The 24206-nt window shown below is 59.6% G+C and carries 18 protein-coding genes, 6 tRNA genes and 1 pseudogene; 15 read left to right on the forward strand and 10 right to left on the reverse strand.

What is annotated here, in order from left to right; all coding sequences use genetic code 11:
- Nucleotides 1-77: 77 nt before the first annotated feature.
- The 3 genes from J3P93_RS07660 to J3P93_RS07670 all read left to right on the forward strand — a co-directional run bounded on the left by J3P93_RS07660 (nucleotide 78) and on the right by J3P93_RS07670 (nucleotide 3487).
- Nucleotides 78-884, forward strand: a complete 807-nt coding sequence (locus J3P93_RS07660; RefSeq protein WP_434596305.1) for a DUF4892 domain-containing protein — start codon at nucleotides 78-80, stop codon at nucleotides 882-884.
- Between the two features lie 67 nt (nucleotides 885-951).
- A complete protein-coding gene (locus tag J3P93_RS07665; RefSeq protein WP_093099349.1) occupies nucleotides 952-2004 on the forward strand; it encodes an AI-2E family transporter in 1053 nt (350 codons plus the stop codon).
- Between the two features lie 181 nt (nucleotides 2005-2185).
- Nucleotides 2186-3487, forward strand: a complete 1302-nt coding sequence (locus J3P93_RS07670) for an IS4 family transposase (RefSeq protein WP_434598317.1) — start codon at nucleotides 2186-2188, stop codon at nucleotides 3485-3487.
- Between the two features lie 566 nt (nucleotides 3488-4053).
- On the opposite strand, the gene J3P93_RS07675 is transcribed toward J3P93_RS07670, so the two are convergent.
- Nucleotides 4054-5103 carry a sensor histidine kinase gene (locus tag J3P93_RS07675; RefSeq protein ID WP_434596308.1) on the reverse strand — a complete coding sequence of 350 codons (1050 nt, stop codon included), beginning with the start codon at nucleotides 5101-5103 and terminating at the stop codon, nucleotides 4054-4056.
- Nucleotides 5103-5852, reverse strand: a complete 750-nt coding sequence (locus J3P93_RS07680) for a response regulator (protein WP_434596310.1) — start codon at nucleotides 5850-5852, stop codon at nucleotides 5103-5105. Before J3P93_RS07680 ends, J3P93_RS07675 begins: the two co-directional genes overlap by 1 nt.
- A 296-nt stretch (nucleotides 5853-6148) precedes the next feature.
- On the opposite strand from J3P93_RS07680, the gene pyrF reads away from it, so the two are divergent.
- Nucleotides 6149-6847, forward strand: coding sequence for an orotidine-5'-phosphate decarboxylase (gene pyrF / locus J3P93_RS07685; protein WP_434596313.1), 699 nt, complete (start codon nucleotides 6149-6151; stop codon nucleotides 6845-6847).
- A 121-nt stretch (nucleotides 6848-6968) separates the two neighbouring features.
- Here pyrF and J3P93_RS07690 read toward each other — a convergent pair whose 3' ends face one another.
- The gene (locus tag J3P93_RS07690; RefSeq protein ID WP_434596316.1) at nucleotides 6969-7973 is read right to left on the reverse strand and encodes an NADP-dependent oxidoreductase; all 1005 of its coding nucleotides are present in this window, start codon (nucleotides 7971-7973) and stop codon (nucleotides 6969-6971) included.
- 246 nt (nucleotides 7974-8219) lie between these two features.
- Between J3P93_RS07690 and J3P93_RS07695 the strand changes: the two genes are divergently transcribed.
- The 4 genes and pseudogenes from J3P93_RS07695 (at nucleotide 8220) to J3P93_RS07710 (ending at nucleotide 13220) form a co-directional block, all read left to right on the forward strand.
- Nucleotides 8220-8981, forward strand: a complete 762-nt coding sequence (locus J3P93_RS07695; protein WP_093099361.1) for an SDR family oxidoreductase — start codon at nucleotides 8220-8222, stop codon at nucleotides 8979-8981.
- Between the two features lie 762 nt (nucleotides 8982-9743).
- Nucleotides 9744-11144, forward strand: a complete 1401-nt coding sequence (locus J3P93_RS07700) for a PLP-dependent aminotransferase family protein (RefSeq protein WP_434596319.1) — start codon at nucleotides 9744-9746, stop codon at nucleotides 11142-11144.
- Between the two features lie 990 nt (nucleotides 11145-12134).
- A pseudogene (locus tag J3P93_RS07705) lies at nucleotides 12135-12311 on the forward strand (HAMP domain-containing protein); the annotation flags it as partial.
- A gap of 204 nt (nucleotides 12312-12515) precedes the next feature.
- A complete protein-coding gene (locus tag J3P93_RS07710) occupies nucleotides 12516-13220 on the forward strand; it encodes a methyl-accepting chemotaxis protein (protein ID WP_434598319.1) in 705 nt (234 codons plus the stop codon).
- Between the two features lie 104 nt (nucleotides 13221-13324).
- Here the strand turns inward: J3P93_RS07710 and J3P93_RS07715 are convergent, their stop codons facing one another.
- Together J3P93_RS07715 and J3P93_RS07720 are read right to left on the reverse strand one after the other, a co-directional pair.
- Nucleotides 13325-14626: an IS4 family transposase gene (locus J3P93_RS07715; protein ID WP_434598321.1), complete on the reverse strand. Its 1302-nt coding sequence runs from the start codon at nucleotides 14624-14626 to the stop codon at nucleotides 13325-13327.
- A gap of 781 nt (nucleotides 14627-15407) precedes the next feature.
- Entirely contained in the window at nucleotides 15408-16166 is a 759-nt protein-coding gene (locus J3P93_RS07720) for a hypothetical protein (protein ID WP_434596321.1), read from the reverse strand.
- Nucleotides 16167-16544: 378 nt separating this feature from the next.
- On the opposite strand from J3P93_RS07720, the gene J3P93_RS07725 reads away from it, so the two are divergent.
- The 6 genes from J3P93_RS07725 (at nucleotide 16545) to J3P93_RS07750 (ending at nucleotide 17168) form a co-directional block, all read left to right on the forward strand.
- Nucleotides 16545-16620 (forward strand) — tRNA-Glu (locus J3P93_RS07725).
- Between the two features lie 2 nt (nucleotides 16621-16622).
- Nucleotides 16623-16698 (forward strand) — tRNA-Gly (locus J3P93_RS07730).
- Nucleotides 16699-16802: 104 nt separating this feature from the next.
- Nucleotides 16803-16878: transfer RNA gene (locus tag J3P93_RS07735), tRNA-Glu, on the forward strand.
- A gap of 3 nt (nucleotides 16879-16881) precedes the next feature.
- Nucleotides 16882-16957 (forward strand) — tRNA-Gly (locus tag J3P93_RS07740).
- A gap of 57 nt (nucleotides 16958-17014) precedes the next feature.
- Nucleotides 17015-17090 (forward strand) — tRNA-Glu (locus J3P93_RS07745).
- A gap of 2 nt (nucleotides 17091-17092) precedes the next feature.
- Nucleotides 17093-17168, forward strand: a tRNA-Gly gene (locus J3P93_RS07750).
- 129 nt (nucleotides 17169-17297) lie between these two features.
- Here the strand turns inward: J3P93_RS07750 and J3P93_RS07755 are convergent.
- The 3 genes from J3P93_RS07755 to J3P93_RS07765 form a co-directional block, all read right to left on the reverse strand.
- The gene (locus J3P93_RS07755; protein ID WP_434596323.1) at nucleotides 17298-17936 is read right to left on the reverse strand and encodes a LysE family translocator; all 639 of its coding nucleotides are present in this window, start codon (nucleotides 17934-17936) and stop codon (nucleotides 17298-17300) included.
- A 1-nt stretch (nucleotide 17937) separates the two neighbouring features.
- Complete coding sequence (locus J3P93_RS07760) at nucleotides 17938-18708, reverse strand: 2OG-Fe(II) oxygenase (RefSeq protein WP_434596325.1); 771 nt, start codon at nucleotides 18706-18708, stop codon at nucleotides 17938-17940.
- Nucleotides 18709-18795: 87 nt separating this feature from the next.
- Complete coding sequence (locus J3P93_RS07765) at nucleotides 18796-19422, reverse strand: alanyl-tRNA editing protein (RefSeq protein WP_434598323.1); 627 nt, start codon at nucleotides 19420-19422, stop codon at nucleotides 18796-18798.
- A 90-nt stretch (nucleotides 19423-19512) separates the two neighbouring features.
- Here J3P93_RS07765 and J3P93_RS07770 point away from each other — a divergent pair, with 90 nt between their 5' ends.
- Nucleotides 19513-20511, forward strand: a complete 999-nt coding sequence (locus J3P93_RS07770) for a LysR family transcriptional regulator (RefSeq protein ID WP_434596326.1) — start codon at nucleotides 19513-19515, stop codon at nucleotides 20509-20511.
- A 687-nt stretch (nucleotides 20512-21198) separates the two neighbouring features.
- Here J3P93_RS07770 and J3P93_RS07775 read toward each other — a convergent pair.
- Together J3P93_RS07775 and J3P93_RS07780 are read right to left on the reverse strand one after the other, a co-directional pair.
- Nucleotides 21199-21606: a PA2817 family protein gene (locus J3P93_RS07775; protein WP_434596327.1), complete on the reverse strand. Its 408-nt coding sequence runs from the start codon at nucleotides 21604-21606 to the stop codon at nucleotides 21199-21201.
- Between the two features lie 89 nt (nucleotides 21607-21695).
- The gene (locus J3P93_RS07780; protein WP_434596329.1) at nucleotides 21696-24143 is read right to left on the reverse strand and encodes an acyl-CoA dehydrogenase; all 2448 of its coding nucleotides are present in this window, start codon (nucleotides 24141-24143) and stop codon (nucleotides 21696-21698) included.
- Nucleotides 24144-24206: the final 63 nt, after the last annotated feature.

Raw genomic sequence — 24206 nt, forward strand, 5'->3', positions numbered from 1 at the left:
CGGGAGACGACAACAATGGATTTCTACACCGCTGCGACCTCGAATCACCCAGTCATGCCGATCCGATGAGCCTGACGATGCGCTCAATCAGCCTGTGGGCACTGTGCTGTTTCAGCACCGTTTCGTTCGCCGCCGACGTGCCGGGCAGTCAGGATTTGCCGATCGTGCCGCGTCTGGCCGACGCGCAGATCGTCGACTACCGCCCGCCAGTCGAGCTTGAGCGGATCTATCCGCTGGGCTCGATCCGCAAGATCAGCGGCCAGTTACGCTTCGACGGCCAGGTCACGGCACGCGGCCAGACCACAGCGGTCACCTACGAGTTGCCGCCCGAACATTCCGCCACCGAAGCCTTCACCGAGGCGCGCAAGGCCCTGCAGAAACAGGACGCCGAGTTGCTGTTCTGGTGCCAGGCGCGTGACTGCGGTGAAAGCAGCCTGTGGGCCAACGAGGTATTCGGCAACGCCAAACTGTATGGCGCCGACGAGCAGCAGGCGTATCTGCTGTTGCGCCTGGCCGCACCGCGGGACAACACACTGGTGGCGCTATACAGCATCACTCGCGGCAATCGCAAAGCCTATCTGCATGTCGAGCAGTTCGAGGCGCTGGCGCCATTAGGTGAGTTGCTGCCGACCTCGGCGACCCTGCTGCGCCAACTCAAAAGCACCGGCGAGCTGGATTTTCCCGACCGCGTCGATGCCCCGGATGACACCTGGCTACGGCTGATCTCCCGTGGCCTCAATCTCGACACCACGTTGCGCGTAACGCTGTCCGGGCCCAAGGCTGAGGCGTGGCGTCAGGCGCTGATCAGTCAGGGAGTGCGAGCGGCGCGCATGGAAACCGGCACTGTCGAAGGTAAAGGTCTGCGCATCGACCTGTTGCGATAAGCTACCGGGCGAACATGCACGGCGTGTTCGCCTACTCTTTGCCTGACTGAATTTTTCGAGATCTCACATGCTCAATAACGATCGCCTGCTGGTGCAGATCCTTCTGCTGGTGCTGTTTGGCGCCAGCCTGTGGGTGATGGCGCCGTTCTGGTCGGCGCTGTTCTGGGGCGCGGTGCTGGCGTTCGCCAGCTGGCCACTGATGCGCCTGTTGACGCGCTGGCTCAATGGCCGAGAGTCGCTGGCTGCGGCGATTCTGACCCTGGGCTGGATGCTGCTGGTGGCGGCGCCGCTGGTCTGGCTGGGCTTCAACCTTGCTGATCATGTGCGCGATGCGACGGCATTCATCAAGGATGTTCAGGTCGACGGTCTGCCGGAAGCGCCGGACTGGCTCGGGACTTTGCCGTTTGTGGGGGAACGGCTGGTGGGGTTGTGGAATAGCATCGATCAGCAGGGCGCGGCACTGATGGTGTCGATAAAGCCTTATCTGGGCCAGGTCGGTAACTGGCTGCTGGCGCGCAGTGCGCAGATTGGCGGCGGTATTCTCGAGCTGACGTTGAGTATTGTCTTCGTGTTCTTTTTCTACCGTGACGGGCCGCGATTGGCGGCGTTCGTGCACAGTCTGCTGGAGCGTTTGATCGGTGAGCGTGCCGGCTATTACATCGAGCTGGTGGCGGGTACGGTGCAGCGGGTGGTCAACGGGGTGATTGGCACAGCGGCGGCGCAGGCAGTTCTGGCGTTGATCGGATTTCTGATTGCCGGGGTACCGGGCGCGCTGGTGCTGGGGATCGTGACTTTTCTGCTCAGTCTGATTCCGATGGGGCCACCGCTGGTGTGGGTGCCGGCCACGGCCTGGCTGGCCTGGAAGGGTGAGTACGGGATGGCGGTGTTTCTGGGGATCTGGGGGACATTCATCATCAGTGGCGTGGACAATGTGCTCAAGCCGTATCTGATCAGTCGCGGGGGGAATTTGCCGCTGGTGATTGTGTTGCTTGGGGTGTTTGGCGGGTTGATTGCTTTTGGGTTTATCGGGTTGTTTATCGGGCCTACGTTGTTGGCGGTGGCTTATAGTTTATTGACGGACTGGAGCAAGAGTCAGGGGCGGGTTGAGGAACGGCGGTAGCGATTTGGGATTTTTTCTTGGGTGTATATCCGTTGCTGTGGTAACGGCTGCTTAGGGTTTCGCCCTTACGGCCATCCCTTTCAAGGTCTTCTGTAAAATCCCCTGAAATTCATTTAGGGATACCCGAACGATGTGGGCCGATGTTCTAGCGCGTTTCGAGAAAAAAGCACCTGCCAGTGTCATGGCCAAATTGGCGCTGGAGCAGGCTATTGCCCCTGAGTGGATCGATCAGGTTTTCGAAGAGCATCGGCAACGGCAGTACTCTCGCGAACTGCTGTTTTCGACCATTATCAAGCTGATGTCCCTTGTTTCATTGGGCTTGAAGCCATCCCTTCACGCCGCCGCGCGGCAGCTTGAAGATCTTCCTGTGAGCTTGGCGGCTCTTTACGACAAGATCAGTCGTACCGAGCCTGCTCTGTTGCGCGCGTTGGTTACGGGCTGTGCACAGCGCCTGACTCCAACCATCAGGGAGTTGGGCTGCACGGCGATGTTGCCGGGCTGGCAGATTCGGGTGGTGGATGGCAACCACTTGGCGTCCACTGAGAAGCGTCTAGGGGCTTTACGTAATGAGCGCGGCGCTGCTCGTCCCGGTTTTTCGGTGGTTGCCTACGACCCCGATCTGGACCAGGTCATCGACCTTCAGGCGTGTGAGGATGCGTACGCAAGTGAGCGTGTTTGTGTGCTGCCTCTATTGGCCAATGCCGAGCCGGGCCAAGTCTGGCTGGCTGATCGGCTCTACTGCACGCTGCCGGTTATGGAGGCCTGTGAGCAGGTTCAAACCTCGTTTGTCATTCGTCAGCAAGCCAAACATCCACGCTTGATTCAAGAGGGTGAATGGCAAGAGCCGGTACCTGTGGAAACAGGCACTGTGCGAGAGCAGATCATCCAGGTCAGAGGCGGTTACCAATGCCGGCGTGTCGAGCTGACGCTTCATTCGCCAACGGACTCCGGTGACAGCAGTTTGATGTTCTGGAGCAACCTGCCTGAGAGCGTCACTGCACCACAGATCGCGGAACTCTATCGCCGCCGCTGGAGCATTGAAGGCATGTTCCAGCGACTGGAAGCGATTCTGGAAAGTGAGATTGAAACTCTTGGTAGCCCAAAGGCTGCCTTGCTCGGGTTCGCTACGGCGGTACTGGCCTATAACGTTCTGGCCGTCCTCAAACGAAGTGTTGAGCAAGCTCATCGCGATACCCAGCCGAAAGGATGGGAGGCCTCTATCTATCACTTGGCGGTTCAAGTCAGGAGTGGATATGAGGGAATGCAAATTGCGTTGCCCGCGGAACATCTTCCCGTTATCCCGCTAGAAAAACTGGCCCAGCGCTTATTGGAACTGGCCAGAAATATCCAGCCCAAACAAGTCGCGAAAAGCCCTCGCGGTCCCAAAGTGCCCAAGCCTAAAACATGGGTCCAGGGCACCGCAGTACATGCGCATGTTTCAACGGACCGGTTAATCAAGGCTAAAAAAACGAAAAGACCTTGAAAGGGATGGCCCTTACGGCGAGTCACCTTTTCCAGACGCCGAAAAGGTAACCGAAAAGGCTTGCTCCTGCGTTCGGCCCTCGCAGGCTCGGGTCCCTTCGCTCCGGGATCGATCCGGGCGCAGCGGCTACGGTTTGCTTCGCTGCACCTACGTCCGCTGTGTCTGGCTGCGCCAGACGGTCGCTGCGCTCCCACGCCCGGATCAATCCCTGCGCTCAGCCTTCCGATGTCGCTGGTTAGGCAAGATCAAGAGCACTCGAGCTGGCGCTCATTGTTGAGTGGTTAGAAGCGGCGCTTGGCTTGGCATTTGTGTTGTGGCTGCCCCTCACCCCAGCCCTCTCCCGAGGGAGAGGGAGCCGATCGGTGTGCTTTTCAAGTGCTGGATTCAACTCGATATCCCGGTTCAGCGTATCTCTCACATTCACCTCGGTCAGTTCCCTCTCCCTCTGGGAGAGGGCTAGGGTGAGGGGCTTTTCATTGACTGACCGCGTCAGCCGGCTCAACTCTATTCGCCGCATCCCGATACTTGCCCACCGACGCGTTTTCTCCTATAGGGCTGCGGTGTTTTCAGGTCCGCGGCAGGCGAATCACCGCAGTCAGGCCGCCCCCCGGGGTTTCTTCCAGTTTCAAGTGTCCCCCCAGACGCTGTGCCGCTTCGCGCGCAATGGTCATGCCCAGGCCGACACCGCCGGAGTTGCGATTGCGCGAGCCTTCCAGTCGGTAAAAGGGTTCAAAAACCGCTTCACGCTGGTCTTCAGCGATCCCTGGGCCGTGGTCGATTACGCGAATAAGCAGTTGTTCGCGTTGATCGTGCAGTTCGATGCGCGCCTCTCCGGCATATCGCAGGGCGTTGTCGAGCAGGTTGTTGAGGCATGAACGCAGCGCCATCGGCTGTACCGGCAGCGGGGCGCAATGGCCGCTGACCTGTGCGTCGGCACCCTGATCCTGGGCGTTTTCGCACAGCGATTCGACCAGCGCCTGCACGTCCATCAGTTGCACGGCTTCGCTGGTGCGCTGTTCGTGCAGGTAGGTGAGGGTGGCGTCGAGCATGCTGATCATGTCATCCAGATCCTGACGCATCTGGCCCTGAAGCTTTTCGTCGCTGATGTTTTCCAGGCGCAGTTTCAGTCGTGACAGTGGTGTGCGCAAATCGTGGGACACGGCGCCAAGCATGCGGGCGCGTTGCTGGACCTGTTCGCGGATACGCCGTTGCATCAGGTTGAAGGTGGAGGCCGCTTGGCGCGCTTCGCGTGGGCCGGACTCGTCGAGGGGCGGGCTGTCGAGGTCCTCGCTGAGGCGTTCGGCGGCATCGCTCAGACGCTGGATCGGGCGGCTGAGCAATTTGGCGCCGTACCATGCCGCGATCATCAAGGTGATGAACTGAAAGGTCAGCGGCACCACCGGGCCACCGAACCATGGACGCGGTGGGCGGTGCGGGTAACGCGGGTCGGGCGGCGGCTGTTGTCCCTCGGCACCTTGGGAAAACTCCGGCGGTGGTGGTGGCGGGGGAGGGCCGTACAGGCGGAACCAGGTGAACGCCAGCAGGTGCGCGAGGACGATCGCCACGAACAGCACGCCAAACAGGCGTCCGAACAGCGTGTCGAAGCGCGCCCGCATCAGCCGATGTCCCGTGCGTCGAACAGATATCCCTCACCGCGCACGGTTTTGATCAGATGTGGCGCTTTCGGGTCGTCGCCGAGTTTTTGCCGCAGGCGCGACACCAGCAAATCGATACTGCGGTCGAACGCTTCGATCGAGCGACCGCGGGCGGCGTCGAGCAATTGCTCGCGGCTGAGCACCCGGCGCGGACGTTCGATAAATACCCAGAGCAGGCGGAACTCAGCGTTGGACAGCGGCACCACCAGGCCATTGTCGGCAATCAACTGGCGCATGACGCTGTTCAGGCGCCAGTTGTCGAAACGGATATTGGCCCGCTGTTCGCTGCGGTCGTCGCGCACGCGGCGCAGAATTGTCTGGATGCGCGCCACCAGTTCGCGCGGCTCGAACGGTTTGGCCATGTAATCGTCGGCGCCGAGTTCGAGGCCGATGATGCGGTCGGTCGGTTCGCAGCGGGCGGTGAGCATCAGGATCGGAATGTCCGATTCGGCGCGTAGCCAGCGGCACAGCGACAAGCCGTCTTCACCGGGCAGCATCAGGTCCAGTACCACGACATCGAAATGTTCGGCCTGCATCGCCTGGCGCATGGCTGCACCGTCGGTGACACCGCTGGCGTGGATGTTGAAGCGGGCGAGGTAATCGATCATCAGCTCGCGGATCGGCACGTCATCGTCAACGATCAGTGCGCGAATGCTCCAGCGCTTGTCGTCTTTGGGCTCATCCGTCGGGGGCGTTTGGGTGTTGTGCATGGGGCTGTTCGTCTGCCAGTGGGCCGCCAACCACGAAAGATGGGCTGCGAGGTGGTGGTTTTCAGCATAGGCGTCCGGCCGTGAGGCGGGAAGTGCTGTTGTAAGGACGTGTTGCGGCTGCGAGGCTAATGCGGTTGCATGTTGGCGGCATGTCGGCTGTGTATCGAAGTCGACACAATAGCAGCGAGCGCTATGCTGATCAGCGCCGGCGCGACGATTTACCGATCATCGGGTGCCGCGCCGCCGCCGGTTCCGCTACAATGCGCGCCGATTTCGACCTGCCTGAGAGCCCATTCATGTCCGCCTGCCAGACTCCTATCATCGTCGCCCTGGATTTCCCTACCCGTGACGCCGCACTGAAGCTGGCCGACCAGTTGGACCCGAAACTGTGCCGGGTCAAAGTGGGCAAGGAACTGTTCACCAGTTGCGCCGCGGAAATCGTCGGCACCCTGCGAGACAAGGGTTTCGAAGTGTTCCTCGATTTGAAATTTCACGACATTCCCAACACCACCGCGATGGCCGTGAAAGCTGCCGCCGAGATGGGTGTGTGGATGGTCAACGTGCATTGTTCCGGTGGCCTGCGCATGATGGCGGCCTGTCGTGAAGAGCTGGACAAGCGCAGCGGCCCGCAGCCGTTGCTGATCGGCGTGACTGTGCTGACCAGCATGGAGCGTGAGGACCTGGCCGGCATCGGTCTGGACATCGAGCCGCAGGAGCAGGTGCTGCGTCTGGCTGCTTTGGCCGACAAGGCCGGGATGGACGGCCTGGTCTGCTCGGCACTGGAAGCCACCGCGCTGAAAACCGCGCATCCGTCGTTGCAACTGGTGACTCCGGGGATCCGTCCGGCCGGCAGTGCGCAGGACGACCAGCGGCGCATTCTGACCCCGCGTCAGGCGCTGGATGCCGGTTCCGATTATCTGGTGATTGGCCGTCCGATCAGCCAGGCGGCCGATCCGGCACAGGCGCTGGCTTCGGTTGTCTCCGAGATCGCCTAAACTCACGTATCCCCTTGTAGGAGTGAGCCTGCTCGCGATAGCGGTGTGTCAGTCACAATAAACGTAACTGTCAGACCGCTATCGCGAGCAGGCTCACTCCTACAGTTGTTTTTGGGGTGCGTTAGACTTTCAATACCAACTTGCCGAAATTCCCGCCGTTGAACAATTTCATCAAGGTCTCCGGGAACGTCTCCAGGCCTTCAACGATATCTTCCTTGCTCTTCAGTTGCCCCTTGGCCATCCACCCGGCCATTTCTTGCGCGGCACTGGCGTATTGCGCGGCGTAGTCCATCACCACGAAGCCTTCCATCCGCGCGCGATTGACCAGCAGCGACAGATAATTGGCCGGGCCTTTGACCGCTTCTTTGTTGTTGTACTGGCTGATCGCGCCGCAGATCACCACGCGCGCCTTCATGTTCAAGCGGCTCAGCACCGCATCGAGGATGTCACCGCCGACGTTGTCGAAATACACGTCGACGCCCTTCGGGCATTCGCGTTTAAGACCGGCAATAACGTCTTCGCTCTTGTAATCGATGGCACCGTCAAAGCCCAGCTCATCAATGAGGAACTTGCACTTGTCGGCGCCACCGGCAATGCCAACCACCCGGCAACCCTTGAGCTTGGCAATCTGCCCGGCAACGCTGCCCACCGCGCCGGCCGCACCGGACAACACAACGGTGTCGCCAGCCTTTGGCGCGCCGACATCGAGCAGGGCGAAGTAGGCGGTCATGCCAGTCATGCCCAGCGCGGACAGATACACCGGCAGCGGGGCCAGTTTCGGATCGACCTTGTAGAAACCTTTTGGCTCGCCGAGGAAATAATCCTGCACGCCGATGGCGCCGTTGACGTAGTCGCCAACGGCAAAGCCTGGGTTGTTCGAAGCCATGACTTTTCCTACGCCCAGCGCGCGCATCACCTCACCGATACCGACCGGCGGGATGTAGGACTTGCCCTCGTTCATCCAACCGCGCATGGCCGGGTCCAGGGACAGGTATTCGTTCTTCACCAGAATCTGCCCCTCAGCCGGTTCGCCGACCGGCACTTCCTGATAGGTAAAGGTCTCGCGGCTGGCCGCACCCACCGGGCGTTTGGCGAGCAGGAACTGGCGATTGGTCTGGTTGGTCATGGCAGGCACTCGAACGGAATGAAGCCTTGTTGATAGACGCTCGGCGGCGATGGCGCAAGGTTGGCTGACGCGGCGAATGCACTTCGATCCAGTACGGTGATAGTTCAGATCATGGATTAATCACTGCGGTTCATGGGGGCATAACCGCTGTGTGGATAGTGCTGACGTGCAGCCGAGCACGATGGCTATGCTGCCACTCAGCACATTCCAGCCGTTTCGGCATATCCAGCGTTCGAGGACACCCGCATGAGCATGACGTTTTCCGGTCAAGTCGTTGTCGTTACCGGAGCGGCCAACGGCATCGGCCGAGCGACCGCTCAGGCGTTTGCTGCCGAAGGCCTGAAAGTGGTGGTCGCCGACTTCGATGCGGCAGGCGGTGAGGGCACGGTGGCGCTGATTCGTACCGCCGGTGGCGAAGCGTCCTTCGTGCGTTGCGACGTCACCGTCGAGAGCGACGTGAAAAATCTGATGGACGAAGTCATCAATACCTACGGCCGTCTCGATTACGCCTTCAACAACGCTGGCATCGAGATCGAGAAGGGCAAACTGGCTGACGGTTCGATGGATGAGTTCGATGCGATCATGGGGGTCAACGTCAAAGGCGTCTGGCTGTGCATGAAGTATCAGTTGCCGTTGCTGCTGGCGCAGGGCGGCGGGGCGATCGTCAATACGGCGTCGGTGGCGGGGTTGGGGGCGGCGCCGAAGATGAGTATTTATGCGGCCTCCAAGCATGCGGTGATCGGGCTGACCAAGTCGGCGGCGATCGAATATGCGAAGAAGAAAATCCGCGTCAATGCGGTGTGTCCGGCGGTGATCGATACCGATATGTTCCGTCGTGCTTACGAGGCGGATCCGAAGAAGGGCGAGTTTGCCAATGCCATGCATCCGGTCGGGCGCATTGGCACGGTCGGGGAGATTGCCAGCGCGGTGTTGTATTTGTGCAGTGATGGGGCGGCGTTTACGACGGGGCATTCGTTGGCCGTGGATGGGGGGGTTACGGCGTTCTGATTTTTTTGTGGGCGTGGCGGCTTATGGGCCGGCCTTGCTCTTGGGGTTTGGGTGAATATCCGTTGCTTCGGGTGGTGCGGCTGGCGGTTTCGCCCTTACGGCGAGTCCCTTTTTCAGACGCCAAAAAGGAACCAAAAGGCTTTGCTCCTGCGTCCGGCCCTCGCAAGCTCGGGTCCCTTCGCTCCGGGATCGATCCCGGCGCAGCGGCTACGGTTTGCTGCGCTGCACCTCCTTCCGCTGTGTCTGGCTGCGCCAGACGGTCGCTGCGCTCCCACGCCCGGATCGATCCCTCCACTCAGCCTTCCGATGTCGCTGGTGACGCAAAATCAAAAGCACTCGAGCTAACGCTCATTGTTGAGTGGTGAAGAGCACAAAAGCACTCGAGCTGGCGCTTATTGTTGAGTGGTGTGAAGCGACGCATGGCTTGGGATTTGCGGTGGATTCGCCCCTCACCCCACCCCTCTCCCGAGGTAGGGGGGGCCGAGTTGTGGGACGTTCAAAACCTGAGTATGACTCGGTATCGCACGTCGGTGCATCTCTCACATCCCCCCACGGTCAGTTCCCTCTCCCTCGGGGAGAGGGCTAGGGTGAGGGGCTTTTGATTTTTGGCTTTTCGTTGATGCCCGCTCAATTCCGTGTATCCCTTTAAACAATGTGTATCAAGCCGTTAGATCGGTCGCTTTTGGCGGCGTTGTCGCACAGGCTGTGCGGCGTGGCTGTGATTTACTGCGGTCAGCAAAACGGACAGGAGTTTGCTTGCTCATGGAATTGAGAATTGATCGACAGGCAATGGTGCCGGTCGTGCAGCAGATTGTTGATGGGCTGACGGATTGGATTCTGCAAAGTGGTGTACCACCCACCACTCGTTTGCCCTCTGCCCGGCAGATTGCCCGGGGCAATCTGCTGAGTCATTCGTGTGTTGTCGAGGCATGTGAGCGGTTGGTGTCGCAGGGTGTTCTGAGCACATCCCAGGGGACCGGGTTCGTGGTTGCTGCTTCGCCGTTGATGCGTGGTGTCGATACTGATCCTGACTTGTTTGGCGGGCGCTATGGCGGGTGCGATTCGGTTTGCGATGTCGGCGGTGGCTTGAAGTTGGGTTGCGGTGGTTTGCCACAGAGCTGGCGTGAGCCGGACGATCTCGGTTACGCGCTGCGTGAGGTGGCGCGTACGGACATGGCCAGTCTGTTCAATTACAGCACGCCGCTGGGGCTGCCGGCGTTGCGTGAGCAGATTGTCAGGCGCTTGAAGCGGCTGGATATCGACGCTGGCAGTGCGCAGTTGTTGAGTACCGGCGGCGCCAGTCATGCTCTGGATCTGATCGTGCGCACGTTATTCAAGGCCGGCGACTGTGTGGTGGTTGAGACGCCGGGGTATGCGCCTTTATTTGATCTGCTGCGCCTGCATGGCGTGCGTATGCTGGAGGTGCGTCGTACGCCGCACGGGCCGGATGTCGATGCGCTGGAAGCTTTGCTGCAGCAGTTCCGGCCGGCGGCGATGTTCATCAACAGTCATCACCACAATCCTACCGGCAGTTGCCTGTCGCCGGGCGTGGCGCAACGTATTCTGCAACTGAGCAGGATTCATGATCTGCGCTTGATCGAGGACGATGTCTACGCGGACTTGCACACCGGTCACGGTACGCGCCTGGCTGCGCTGGACGATGATAATCGAGTCATTTATGTGGGCAGTTTTTCCAAGACGCTGAGCAGTTCCTTGCGGGTCGGGTTTGTCCTCGCAGACAGTGAGCTGGTCAGGCGCCTGGCCCAGGTCAAAATGGTCAGTGGACTTGGGGTATCGCGGTTTTCCGAGGCGGTGCTGGCAACGCTGTTGGCCAGTGGTGCTTACCGCAAGCTGGTACAGCGCCAGCGGCAGCGCTTGAACGCTGATCGCGCCGCGGCTTTGCAGGCGCTGGAAGACGCCGACTGGGAGGTGTTCGGCCGACCGGCGGGCGGGTTGTTCATCTGGACGCGTGCGCGGATGGCCGATCAGGGCTCGGTTCGCGGCCAGGCCCAGCGCTGTGGGGTGATGCTGGCGGATGCGGATGCGTTCAGTCCCAGTGGCGAAGCGGGAGACTGGCATCGCATCAACGTAGCGTATGCCTGCGACCCACGGGCTCGGCAGTTTTTCCGCAACACCCGTTCGGATCGACCTCCAGTGTTCTGAAAACGACGCGGCTGTAGCTTTTTGCCATTATTGCGGCGACAGAGACTTGTGCTGGTTGTTGGCCGTTGCGACTCTTCGCTTTACTGAAAATGGCAGGGGACTCGCGCAATGATTTCGGCCATGCAAGGACGTTTCGCCAACCTCGGTATGGCGAAGAAACTGGGGATCGGGTTTGTGCTGGTCTTGCTTTTGACCGCACTGGTGGCGGCGATTGGCGTCTGGTCCCTGCAGACCATCAGCCTGCGCTTCGACGGCTTGAAACAGATGTCCTCGCTCAATAGCAGTCTGCTCAAGGTTCGCCTGCTCGAACAGGATTATGCCTTGCACGGCAACCCGAAGACGGCCGATGCCCTGCGCGAAGGCGTGGACGGTCTGCTTGCCCTGGCTAACGAGCTCAAGGCGCGCACGCCGGCTAATGTGCTAGTGATGAACGATGTCGAGCAGTCGTTGGGCGCCTATCGCAAGGCGTTCGATGAGTTCGTATCGCTGAGCCAGGCCAAGGACCTTGCGCTGGAAATGGCCAGTTGGTCTGTATCCAGCGTGGCCAACAACCTTGATGTGCTGCAGGCCGGGCTGGCCGACGACGGCGCGTATACCTTGAAGGACACCGAGGGCAAGGACGGTGCCCAGTTCATCGAACAGGCCAGTCAGGTCAGCCAGGTATCGCGTCTGATGCTGCAGGCGATGAATGAGGCCCGGGTTCGTCTCGATCAAAGTCGCAAGGGCGACGCCGACAGCGCCGGCAAGGGCAACATCGAACAGGCGGCGCAAGCACAGACGCAGGCCGAAGAACTGAAAACCAAGGTCAAGGACGAGGGCTATCTCACCGTTCTCAACGAAGTGTCCGGGCATATCGCCGGTTTCAACGACAAGCTCGCTGAATACACTGGTTTGCTCGACCAGGAAAAAACCGTCTACGGGCAACTGCATCAGCGTGCTGATCAGGTGGTCGAGCGGGTGAATCAGGCCTACGTCGCCGAGGATGCCGCGATGCAGGCTGAGCTGAAGAAAAATTCGCTGCTGATCATTGGCTCCTCGGCCCTGGCGTTGCTGGTCGGTGTGCTTGCTGCATGGTTCATTACCCGGCTGATCGTCGCGCCGTTGCGCAGCGTGATTGAGGTGGCGCAGCAAATTGCTGCCGGCGACTTGACTGCCAGCGTGCAAGTGACCCGACGCGACGAGATCGGCCAGTTGATGCTCGCGATGCAGCAGATGGGCGCAGGGCTGAGCACGATCGTCAGTGGTTTGCAGGCGGGTATCGAACAACTCGCCAGTTCGGCGCAATCGTTGTCGGCGGTCACCGAGCAGACCAACCTCGAGGTAAGTAGCCAGAAGGAAGAGACCGAGCAGGTCGCCACGGCGATGAACCAGATGACCGCCACGGTGCATGACGTGGCACGCAATGCCGAGGAAGCGGCACTGGCCGCGCAGACTGCCGATGACAAGGTCGAGAGTGGCCAGCAGGTGGTGCGCCAGAGCATGGCGCGGATCGAGCAGTTGGCTGATTCGGCCACTTCCGCCAGTTCGAGTATCGAAAGTCTCAGTGCTGAAATTCAGAATATCGGCACGGTGCTGGAGGTGATCAAGAGCGTCGCCGAGCAGACCAATCTATTGGCATTGAATGCCGCGATCGAGGCGGCGCGGGCCGGGGAGCAGGGCAGGGGCTTCGCGGTGGTGGCCGATGAAGTGCGTGCATTGGCGCGGCGTACGCAGCAATCGACTGAGGAGATTGAGCGGCTGGTCAGTGCGTTGCGCTCGGCGGCGCAGTCGTCGGTGCAGCAGATTCAGAGCAGCGGCGAACTGGTGAAGCTGGCGGTCAGTGATGCGTTGCAGACCGAGAGTGCGCTGGGGAGTATTGCGGTGGCGGTGTCGTTGATTCAACAGATGAATCAGCAGATTGCTGCGGCGGCCGAGGAGCAGAGTTCGGTGGCGGAGGAGATCAATCGCAGTGTGACGAGTATTCGTGCCAGTGCCGATCAGTCGTCGATTGCGATGCGCGGGAATGCGGCTTCGAGTGTTGAGCTGGCGCAGTTGGGGGGGGAGTTGCGGTCCATGGTTGGGCATTTTCGGCTTTGATTGAGCCTTGGCGGCCTCTGGGTCGACCAGGCTTTGGGGTTTTTGGGTGAATATCCGTTTTTTGGGTGATGTGGCTGGCGGTTTCGCCCTTACGGCCATCCCTTTCAAGGTCTTTTCGTTTTTTTAGCCTTGATTAACCGGTCCGTTGAAACATGCGCATGTACTGCGGTGCCCTGGACCCATGTTTTAGGCTTGGGCACTTTGGGACCGCGAGGGCTTTTCGCGACTTGTTTGGGCTGGATATTTCTGGCCAGTTCCAATAAGCGCTGGGCCAGTTTTTCTAGCGGGATAACGGGAAGATGTTCCGCGGGCAACGCAATTTGCATTCCCTCATACCCACTCCTGACTTGAACCGCCAAGTGATAGATAGAGGCCTCCCATCCTTTAGGCTGGGTATCGCGATGAGCTTGCTCAACGCTTCGTTTGAGGACGGCCAGAACGTTATAGGCCAGTACCGCCGTAGCGAACCCGAGCAAGGCAGCCTTTGGGCTACCAAGAGTTTCAATCTCACTTTCCAGAATCGCTTCCAGTCGCTGGAACATACCTTCAATGCTCCAGCGGCGGCGATACAGTTCCGCGATCTGTGGCGCACTGACGCTCTCAGGCAGGTTGCTCCAGAACATCAAACTGCTGTCACCGGAGTCCGTTGGCGAATGAAGCGTCAGCTCGACACGCCGGCATTGGTAACCGCCTCTGACCTGGATGATCTGCTCTCGCACAGTGCCTGTTTCCACAGGTACCGGCTCTTGCCATTCACCCTCTTGAATCAAGCGTGGATGTTTGGCTTGCTGACGAATGACAAACGAGGTTTGAACCTGCTCACAGGCCTCCATAACCGGCAGCGTGCAGTAGAGCCGATCAGCCAGCCAGACTTGGCCCGGCTCGGCATTGGCCAATAGAGGCAGCACACAAACACGCTCACTTGCGTACGCATCCTCACACGCCTGAAGGTCGATGACCTGGTCCAGATCGGGGTCGTAGGCAACCACCGAAAAACCGGGGCGAGCGGCGCCGCGTTCATTACGTAAAGCCCCTAGACGCTTCTCAGTGGACGCCAAGTGGTTGCCATCCACCACCCGAATCTGCCAGCCCGGCAACATCGCCGTGCAGCCCAACTCCCTGATGGTTGGAGTCAGGCGCTGTGCACAGCCCGTAACCAACGCGCGCAACAGAGCAGGCTCGGTACGACTGATCTTGTCGTAAAGAGCCGCCAAGCTCACAGGAAGATCTTCAAGCTGCCGCGCGGCGGCGTGAAGGGATGGCTTCAAGCCCAATGAAACTAGGGACATCAGCTTGATAATGGTCGAAAACAGCAGTTCGCGAGAGTACTGCCGTTGCCGATGCTCTTCGAAAACCTGATCGATCCACTCAGGGGCAATAGCCTGCTCCAGCGCCAATTTGGCCATGACACTGGCAGGTGCTTTTTTCTCGAAACGCGCTAGAACATCGGCCCACATCGTTCGGGTATCCCTAAATGAATTTCAGGGGATTTTACAGAAGACCTTGAAAGGGATGGCCCTTACGGCGAGGCACTTTTTCCAGACGCCGAAAAAGTACCCAAAAAGGCTTGCTCCTGCGTTCGGCCCTCGCAGGCTCGGGTCCCTTCGCTGCGGGACCGATCCGGGCGCAGCGGCTACGGTTTGCTTCGCTGCACCTACTTCCGCTGTGTCTGGCTGCGCCAGACGGTCGCTGCGCTCCCACGCCCGGATCGATCCCTCCGCTCAGCCTTCCGATGTCGCTGGTTAGGCAAGATCAAGATCAAGAGCACTCGAGCTTGCGCTCATTGTTGAGTGGTTAGAAGCGGCGCTTGGCTTGAGATTTGCGGTGGATTCGCCCCTCACCCCAGCCCTCTCCCCCTGGAGAGGGAGCTGATCTGTGTTGGCTTTGAAATCGTGTACGACTCGGTATTTCAGGTTGGCGCAGCTCTCGCATCCACCCCGGTCAGTCCCCTCTCCCTCCGGGAGAGGGCTAGGGTGAGGGGCTTTCGATTTTTCAGACTGATTTCCAGCATTAAGGCAAGATCAAAAGCACTCGAGCTACCGCTCATCGTAGGAGTGATGAGCAGCGACGCGTTTGCGTGAGCCCGCTCGCAAAAGCGGTCTCACCTTCAGCGAAATTTTGTCAGGCTCTCTGCCGTGATCGCACAAAAAAGCCACCTCTCGGTGGCTTCTCTTCAAATTACTGAAATCAGTCGTAAATGACTTTCTTCTTCCAGTCCGCATCAGCCTCGACGTCTTTGAGGCCGGCGGTCAGTTGGTTCTCTTCGCCTTCGACCGGTGCGATCTTGTCCATGACTTGAGCGTTGGCGCGGGCCAGGAGTTTCTCCAGGTATTGCAGTTGTTCGGCGTAGATCTGCGGGTCTTGCTGCTTGCGCAGGTATTGCACGCCGCGTTCGAAGGCGAGGCGGGCCTGGCCGGGCTGGTTTTGTTGCAGGGATTGCTGGCCGAGGTTGTTGAAGAATTCGATGTGCAGCAGGACGAGGATATGGCGCACTTCGCGAACCCAGTGTTTGGCTTCGTTCGGTGGCAGGAAGCCGTCGTGGGCGGCGCGGGTGATCTGGCCGTGGAGGGCTTCGAGGAGGAAGCGTACGTCTTTGGCCTTGGCTTCGGTGAGGATCGGCGATGGTGGGTTGTTGACCGGGATCGATTCGCCTTGGGCCACCAGGGCGCTCAGCTCGGTGATGCGCGCTTTGGTGGTGGCGCTGGTTTTTTCCAGGTTCAGCAGGCGCTGGCAGACGTTCAGTTCCAGGCGGGTCAATAGCAGCTTGAGTGCCGGGCTCATGAACTGGCCGGGGAAGGTCTCGGTCAATTCGCCGCAGCGGCGCAGGCGGTCGTTGAGTTCGACCTTGGTGCGGGCCTTCTCCAGTTTGTTGTTTTCCACCACATGGTTCATGTAGCCAATGGCGATCAGAATTGCGATCCCGGCTATGACAAGCAGGGTGATCATGAGTGGTGTCACCGGTAAGACCTCTTTATAGGGTTCGCATGAGTGTAGTGGCTGGGCATAGGGCCGCCTAGCGCCACTCGACGATTCGGTTCGGCAGTTCAATCTGTATCGGCCGCACATTGTTTATATGAATGCTGGCCCTTGATGTACAGATTGCCATCACTGTGCGGACTATAACGTCTTGGCGGGTGGCAGAATATAGGCGTCAAACATCGGACGACGGAAAAGCCCGCCTGCTGCCCTAAAGCAGGGCGAAGTCATTGATTTCAATAAATTTATATCTGGGGGTTGACGACCCCTCAATCCATCCATAGAATGCGCGCCACTTGCAGCGTAAAGCACACAGCGAAGCGCGGCAGGGAGTGAATGTTGTAGTGTGTCCCCTTCGTCTAGTGGCCTAGGACACCGCCCTTTCACGGCGGTAACAGGGGTTCGAGTCCCCTAGGGGACGCCAATGCGGGAATAGCTCAGTTGGTAGAGCACGACCTTGCCAAGGTCGGGGTCGCGAGTTCGAGTCTCGTTTCCCGCTCCAGTTTTAAACGGCAGTGCTTTCGGGCGGTGCTGAGTGAAACCAGAGCCAAGTCTTTTGACGTGGATCTGGACACCGAAACACACACCATGTGTTCCGGGTAGCGTGTCCCCTTCGTCTAGTGGCCTAGGACACCGCCCTTTCACGGCGGTAACAGGGGTTCGAGTCCCCTAGGGGACGCCATTTGCGGGAATAGCTCAGTTGGTAGAGCACGACCTTGCCAAGGTCGGGGTCGCGAGTTCGAGTCTCGTTTCCCGCTCCAAATTCTAGAAACGCCGCTCAGTGAGCGGCGTTTTTATTAGTGAAAGTTGTAGCCTGCGTCCCCTTCGTCTAGTGGCCTAGGACACCGCCCTTTCACGGCGGTAACAGGGGTTCGAGTCCCCTAGGGGACGCCATTGCGGGAATAGCTCAGTTGGTAGAGCACGACCTTGCCAAGGTCGGGGTCGCGAGTTCGAGTCTCGTTTCCCGCTCCATATTCACAAAAACGCCGATCAGCAATGATCGGCGTTTTTGTTTGCGCGGCATTTGTACCTGCCGTTCATGTAAATCCTCAAAAAGGCCTGCTGAAGCAATTTCGGCGGGCCTTTGTGCGTTGTGTCCCTTTACCAGGACAACATCAATCGACCGGCGAACAGAATCAGTACCACGCCCATGGTGCGTTCGAACCAGTGCCCCATGCGCATGAACAGCAATCTCACTCGATTGCTTGAGAAGAACAGCGCAACCAGCACGAACCACGATGCATTGACAACGCACATCCACAATCCATAGAGCGCCTGAATTCGCAGCGGCGTGCTGGCACTGATGATCGTGGTGAAGATCGCCAGAAAAAACAGCGTGGCTTTCGGATTGGTGGCGTTGGTCAGAAAACCGGTAGTAAAGGCTTTGAACAAGGTCTGTTCGACCATCGGTTCGTCGCTGGGTTTTTCACCTTCGACGGCCGATTTCGGTTTGCTGCGCAGCAGGCTGATACCGAGATACAGGATGTAGGCACCGCCGATCACCTTGGCGACGGTCAGCAACCACGGCGTGGTGTGCATCAAGGCGCCGACACCGAGCAGGGTATAAAGCACATGCACGGAAATCCCCGCGCCGATGCCCAGCGCCGTGCAAATACCCACCAGCCGGCCGAAGCGCACACTTTGCCGAATGGTCACGGCAAAGTCGGGGCCGGGCGCTACCACGGCCAGAAAGTGGATGGTCGCCAGCGCAAGAAATTCGCCCAGATAATTCGAATACATTTCAGCTCCAGTAAGTCAGGGGTGATGCATTGCCGCGATAACCGACAAAGAACGACAGGCTCAAGCGCGGATCAGCCACGCCCGGGGTGACCGAGTGCATGCGGCGCGAATTGAACATGATGAAATCGCCCGGTTGCGGCCGGACCTCGAGGGCAGGTTGGCCGAGCAGGGCGGGGTCGATGCCGTAACTGTCGCCACGCATTTCGTCGAATTGGTCAGGGGTGATGTGGTCGTCCCACATCTGCAACGCACCGCCTTCGGTGGGCATGTTCAGGTAGACGTTGCAGGCGAACTGCGCTTCCAGACTGCGCGCCTGAAAACTGTCCGGGGCGTCCTTGGCGAAGATGTCGTGGTGGGCGAGAAAGCACACGCCCGGCTTCACCACTCGCGACAAACCGACATACATCTTGCGGCCGTAGAGGTTTTCCAGGTGCGCACCGGCCGGCCAGGATTCGTCGAGCATGCAGCGCAAGGTGTCGATCGGTGAGGAGTAGGGTGCGCAGCGATTGCGCAATTCAGCGATATTGCTGGCCGCGCGCTCGAAGTAATCCTCGATCAGCAGCGGCTGATTCTCCGCCTCGTAAAATGCCATGCCGATGCGACCGATGCTCGGCGCGTTGATGTAGCCTTCGAATCCCGGAGCAAGGATCTTGTTGCCAATCTCGATCGCCAGCGGCTCGGCCAGAAAGCTTTTGACGCGGATGGCGAGGACTTCTTCGCTGGCCAGTTTTTTTATGCACGTCTCATCGAGACGCTCGACGTCTAGCATCATGTCTTAGGTCCATCTATCGATAGTCAACGGAACCGGCGAATGCGGTCCCCCGGCGTCGAACGCTGCGTGCGGCAGCGTTCGAAATGCTCAATCCACGTTGTAGTGGACGGATAACATGCCTTTCTTCTGCGAAAGGGACGTGATCGTGACTGTGCCCAGTTCCTTCAGGCGGCGTACATGGGTACCGCCGCAGCCATAGGCGGGCAGGTCACCGAAACTGATTTCCCGCGCCCCTTCGCGCAGTGAGGTCAGGCGTGGCAGATCGTCGGCGATCCATTGATCGAGCGCTTGTTGCACGGTGGCTACGTCAACTTTTTGGGCGGCATCGCCGGGTTTGAATTGCACACGACCTTCATCCGGCCAGTGGTGAGCCTTGATTGGCGTCCAGCCCTGCGCCTGAATGAAATGCCCGATGAGATGGCCAGCCGAATGCATGCGCGTGTTGAAGCGGCGGCGCTGTTCGTCGATGCGGATTACTGTCATACCCAGCGGTACCGGGCGATCGACAAAATGGATGATCCGCTCCGGTTCCTGTACCACCCGCGATACCTGGCTTTCGCCAATCCAGCCGGTATCGCTGGGCTGGCCGCCGCCCTGCGGATGAAACAGAGTTGCGCGCAACACGACAGCAAATTCATTTTCCTGGGGCGTGCAGTCGAGGACTTCCACATTGGCCTTGAGGTCATCACTATGGAAAAAGAGGCGAAGCGTCATATTCCATGCCCTTATTAAAGTTTCTTTTTTTATTATATGAATCGGGTAATAGCGTGATAATCCGTTCAAACATCAAAGGACTTGTGCGCTGTGAGCATAAATTTGCCGCTACCGTTACTCGGAGAAATGGCGATTTTCGTCAGGGTCGTGGAGACCGGCAGCTTCTCTGAAGCCGCTCGGCAGCTGGGTTCGTCACCCTCAGCGGTGAGTCGCAGCATTTCCCGCCTGGAGAAGGCACTGGCCACGCGCTTGTTGCAGCGCACCACGCGCAAGCTGCGCTTGAGTGATGGTGGTGAAGAGGTCTTCAAGCGCTGTCAGGAGATGGTCAGCGCCGCCCGCTCGGTGATGGAAATCAGCGGCCAGTTCACCCATGACGCCGAAGGGCTGGTGCGCGTCAGTGTGCCGAAAGCCGTAGGGCGCTTCGTGATTCATCCGCACATGCCGGAGTTTTTGCGGCGTTATCCGAAGGTCGATGTCGAACTGCTGCTGGAAGATCGCCAGGTGGATCTGATCGATGATCACGTCGACCTGGCGATTCGCATCACCGATCGGCCGCCGGCGGGGCTGGTCGGGCGACAGTTGCTGACCATCGATCATTTGCTCTGTGCCACGCCGCAGTATTTGGCCGAACATGGCACGCCGACGCATCCACATGATTTGCTCAATCATAGCTGTATTTATCTGGGCGAAACCCCGAGTGATGCCCGCTGGAAATTCAAGAAAGGCAGCAAAGCGGTGACGGTCGGGGTGCGTGGGCGCTATGCCGCCAACCATACGGGTGTGCGGTTGGGGGCGGTGTTGCAGCATATTGGCATTGGCAGTCTGCCGTACTTCACGGCGCGTTATGCGTTGGAGCAGGGGTTGGTGGTGCAGGTGTTGCCGCAGTGGACGTTTCTGGCGTCGTATCACGGTGGGTTGTGGTTGTTGCATTCGCCGACGCGGTATTTGCCGCCCAAGCTGCGGGTGTTTATCGATTATCTGGTGGAGTGTCTGCAGAAAGAGCCGACTTTGGGGCGACCGGGCCGGTCGGGGGCTGGGGGGAATGTGGCGATGGCTTATGAGTTGCCGGAGGGGGAGGGGTTGCTCTGATTTTTCTGTCTGGTTTTGTTTGGTCTTGGCGGCCTTTGGGCCGACCAGGCTCTTGGGTTTGGGTGAATATCCGTTTTTTTGGGTGATGCGGCTGGCGGTTTCGCCCTTACGGCGAGGCACTTTTTCCAGACGCCGAAAAAGTACCCAAAAAGGCTTTGCTCCTGCGTTCGGCCCTCGCAGGCTCGGGTTCCTTCGCTGCGGGATCGATCCGGGCGCAGCGGCTACGGTTTGCTTCGCTGCACCTACTTCCGCTGTGTACGACTTCGTCGTACGGTCGCTGCGCTCCCACGCCCGGATCAATCCCTTCGCTCAGCCTTCCGATGTCGCTGGTTACGCAAGATCAAGGGCACTCGAGCTGGCGCTCATTGTTGAGTGGTGAGAAGCGCCGTATGGCTTGAGATCTTCGGTGAATTCGCCCCTCACCCCAGCCCTCTCCCGGAGGGAGAGGGAGCCGATCTTTGTTGGCTTCGAAGTTCGCGTACGACTCGGTATTTCACGTCGGCGAAGCTCTCGCATTCTCCTCGGTCAGTTCCCTCTCCCTCCGGGAGAGGGCTAGGGTGAGGGGCTTTTGATTTTTATCGATGAATCCGCATTGGCCGAAAGCCAGCGTTATGTTCCCCTGTAAAACCACCAAAAAAAAGCCCGCATGGCATCACCATTGCGGGCATTTTCATGATCGGGACAATCTCAGTGCTTGCTGTCCTGTGCGGACATCGCCAACAGCTGTTTTTCCTGGTTCCAGTCGAAGGGTTCGTCGTTCTGTTCGGCTTCGTAGCGACGCTCTTCCAGTGCCTGGTACAGGTCGATTTCTTCGTCGGACAGGTAGTGCAGGCAGTCGCCGGCGAAGTACCACAGCAGGTCGCGCGGGATGAGGTGGGCGATTTGTGGGTAGCGGGCGATGACCTGGGTCAGGATGTCCTGGCCCAGGTATTGGCTTTCGATAGGATCGATCGGCAAGGACGCCAGCAGGTCGTCGAAGCGTTCGAGGAACAGCGCATGGCTTTCTTCGGGCACCTGTTCGGCCTCACCTACGGCGACCAGGATACTGCGAAGGTGGTCGAGCAATACAAGATGATCGGCAACGACGTTGGACACGAGATAAGTCCTCAAGAGCAAAACGGGCGCGGGAGTATAAAGCCCCCGCACCCGTTTTTCACAGGTTAAAAGCTATACGGCAGGAGGGGTCAGCGGACTTTGCCCTCGGCCAGCGTCAGTTCTTCTTTGTCGAAATCATCGACATCGATCACCTTGCGTCGCGCCGCTTCGGCATCGCGCAGGTTTTGCGCTTCGACCGGCTGTAGTACGCCGGCCTCCAGTGCTGCATCGATGGCGTGTTCGCCGGCGGCCGGTTTGACCTGACCGCTTTTCAGCGAGGTGTGCAGCTTTTTGTGCAGTGGCTGCGCGGCATGCAGCAGGTCGCTGGTGTGTTGCAGCGCGCCGACCGCGTCGTCTGGCGATTGCGGGCGGTAGCAGCCGGCGAGGAGTTGTTCCAGCGCCGGATCGCCCTTGGCGCGACCGATGACGCCCGCCACTTCGGCGCCGAGCTTGTCCGACGGGCCTTTGTGGCGACGACCGAACGGGAAGACGATGACCCGCAACAGACAGCCGAACACCTTGTTGGGGAAGTTGCGCAGCAGTTCATCGAGTGCTCGTTCCGACTGGCCAAGACTTTCTTCCATGGCCCAGCGCAGCAGCGGCTCCATATAGGCCGGCGAGTCGAGGTCGTGATAACGCTTGAGCGCGGCGGAGGCCAGGTACAGGTTGCTCAGCACGTCGCCAAGGCGCGCCGACAGACGTTCGCGGCGTTTCAGTTCGCCGCCCAGCAGCATCATGCTGAAGTCCGCGAGCATGGCGAACGCCGCGGCCTGACGGTTGAGCGCGCGGAAGTAGCCTTGGCTGATCTTGTCGCCCGGTGCGTGTTCGAAGTGACCGAAGCCGAGGTTGAGCACCAAGGTACTGGCGGCATTGCTGACGGCGAAACCGATGTGTTTGAGCAGCAGGCCGTCGAACTCTTTCAGCGCCTGGTCCTTGTCCTCGCGGCCGGCCAGGGCCATTTCCTTCAGCACGAACGGATGGCAGCGGATCGCGCCCTGACCGAAGATCATCAGATTACGCGAGAGGATGTTCGCGCCTTCGACGGTAATGAAGATCGGCGCGCCGTTCCAGCTGCGCCCCAGGTAGTTGCTCGGGCCCATGATGATCGCCTTGCCGCCATGCACATCCATGGCGTGGCTGATGCACTCGCGTCCGCGTTCGGTGAGGTGATACTTGAGGATCGCCGACAGCACCGAAGGTTTCTCGCCCAGATCCACAGCATTGGCTGTGAGCATGCGCGCGGCATCCATCATCCATGCGTTGCCGCCGATACGGGCCATTGCCTCCTGAATACCTTCGAAGGCCGACAGCGGTACGTTGAACTGTTCACGAATCTGCGCGTATTGGCCGGTGACCAGGCTGGTGAACTTGGCCGCACCGGTGCCGACTGCTGGCAACGAGATCGAGCGGCCGACCGACAGGCAGTTCATCAGCATCATCCAGCCCTTGCCGAGCATTTCCTGGCCGCCAATCAGGTAGTCCAGCGGGATGAATACGTCTTTGCCGGAGTTCGGCCCGTTCATGAATGCCGCGCCCAGCGGCAGGTGACGACGGCCGATTTCCACGCCGGGGGTGTCGGTCGGGATCAGTGCCAGGCTGATGCCGAGGTCTTCCTTTTCGCCGAGCAGATGCTCAGGGTCATAAGCCTTGAAGGCCAGGCCGAGAAGAGTCGCGACCGGGCCCAGGGTGATGTAGCGCTTTTCCCAGTTCAGGCGCAGGCCGATGACTTCCTCGCCGTGCCATTGGCCTTTGCAGATGATGCCAGTGTCAGGCATGGCACCGGCATCGGAGCCAGCAAGCGGGCCGGTGAGGGCGAAGCACGGGATGTCATCGCCACGGGCCAGTCGTGGCAGGTAGTGATTGCGTTGTTCGTCAGTGCCGTAATGCAGCAGCAGTTCGGCCGGGCCGAGGGAGTTGGGCACCATTACCGTGGAGGCGAGGTCGCCGCTGCGGGTGGCCAGTTTCATCGCCACTTGCGAGTGAGCGTACGCAGAGAAACCTTTGCCGCCGAATTCCTTGGGAATGATCAGGGCAAAAAAGCCGTGTTCCTTGATGTGGGCCCAGGCTTCAGGCGGCAGGTCCATCGACTGGCCGATCTGCCAGTCGCTGACCATCGCACAGAGTTCTTCGGTCGGGCCGTCGATGAACGCTTGCTCTTCTTCGCTCAATTGCGCCTTGGGGTAGGCCAGCAATTTGTCCCAGTCCGGACGGCCGCTGAACAGTTCGCCATCCCACCACACGGTGCCGGCGTCGATGGCATCGCGCTCGGTCTGCGACATTGGCGGCAAGGTTTTCTGGAACCAGTTGAACAATGGCGCGGTGAAATGCCGGCGGCGCAGGTCAGGCAGCAGCAAGGGTGCGGCGATCAGCGCCAGCACGACCCAGAACAAGGCCAGCAACCAGCCCGGCGCGTGACTGAAAATGCCCATCGCCACCAGGTACACGGCAACGATGCCCAAGGCAGGCAAAGGGGCGATGCGCCGGTGAGCGAGATACGCCACACCAACGATCAAAACCAGTATCCACAACAACAGCATATTCAGTCCTCCGTGAACCAAGGCAAATCGACCCTCCAGAGCTTAGACGGCATCTGTGAAAGC

It is taken from the genome of Pseudomonas sp. R3-57, from assembly GCF_051132065.1.
In the GTDB taxonomy this organism is placed as follows: Bacteria; Pseudomonadota; Gammaproteobacteria; order Pseudomonadales; family Pseudomonadaceae; genus Aquipseudomonas.

Excerpts from the sequence above, each read along its gene's own strand:
- J3P93_RS07660 (WP_434596305.1), top strand. The coding sequence starts at position 78 with ATGCGCTCAATCAGCCTGTGGGCACTGTGCTGTTTCAGCACCGTTTCG.
- J3P93_RS07665 (WP_093099349.1), top strand. The coding sequence starts at position 952 with ATGCTCAATAACGATCGCCTGCTGGTGCAGATCCTTCTGCTGGTGCTG.
- J3P93_RS07670 (WP_434598317.1), top strand. The coding sequence starts at position 2,186 with ATGGCCAAATTGGCGCTGGAGCAGGCTATTGCCCCTGAGTGGATCGAT.
- J3P93_RS07675 (WP_434596308.1), bottom strand. The coding sequence starts at position 5,103 with ATGCGGGCGCGCTTCGACACGCTGTTCGGACGCCTGTTTGGCGTGCTG.
- J3P93_RS07680 (WP_434596310.1), bottom strand. The coding sequence starts at position 5,852 with ATGCACAACACCCAAACGCCCCCGACGGATGAGCCCAAAGACGACAAG.
- pyrF (WP_434596313.1), top strand. The coding sequence starts at position 6,149 with ATGTCCGCCTGCCAGACTCCTATCATCGTCGCCCTGGATTTCCCTACC.
- J3P93_RS07690 (WP_434596316.1), bottom strand. The coding sequence starts at position 7,973 with ATGACCAACCAGACCAATCGCCAGTTCCTGCTCGCCAAACGCCCGGTG.
- J3P93_RS07695 (WP_093099361.1), top strand. The coding sequence starts at position 8,220 with ATGAGCATGACGTTTTCCGGTCAAGTCGTTGTCGTTACCGGAGCGGCC.
- J3P93_RS07700 (WP_434596319.1), top strand. The coding sequence starts at position 9,744 with ATGGAATTGAGAATTGATCGACAGGCAATGGTGCCGGTCGTGCAGCAG.
- J3P93_RS07710 (WP_434598319.1), top strand. The coding sequence starts at position 12,516 with ATGACCGCCACGGTGCATGACGTGGCACGCAATGCCGAGGAAGCGGCA.
- J3P93_RS07715 (WP_434598321.1), bottom strand. The coding sequence starts at position 14,626 with ATGGCCAAATTGGCGCTGGAGCAGGCTATTGCCCCTGAGTGGATCGAT.
- J3P93_RS07720 (WP_434596321.1), bottom strand. The coding sequence starts at position 16,166 with ATGATCACCCTGCTTGTCATAGCCGGGATCGCAATTCTGATCGCCATT.
- J3P93_RS07755 (WP_434596323.1), bottom strand. The coding sequence starts at position 17,936 with ATGTATTCGAATTATCTGGGCGAATTTCTTGCGCTGGCGACCATCCAC.
- J3P93_RS07760 (WP_434596325.1), bottom strand. The coding sequence starts at position 18,708 with ATGATGCTAGACGTCGAGCGTCTCGATGAGACGTGCATAAAAAAACTG.
- J3P93_RS07765 (WP_434598323.1), bottom strand. The coding sequence starts at position 19,422 with ATGACGCTTCGCCTCTTTTTCCATAGTGATGACCTCAAGGCCAATGTG.
- J3P93_RS07780 (WP_434596329.1), bottom strand. The coding sequence starts at position 24,143 with ATGCTGTTGTTGTGGATACTGGTTTTGATCGTTGGTGTGGCGTATCTC.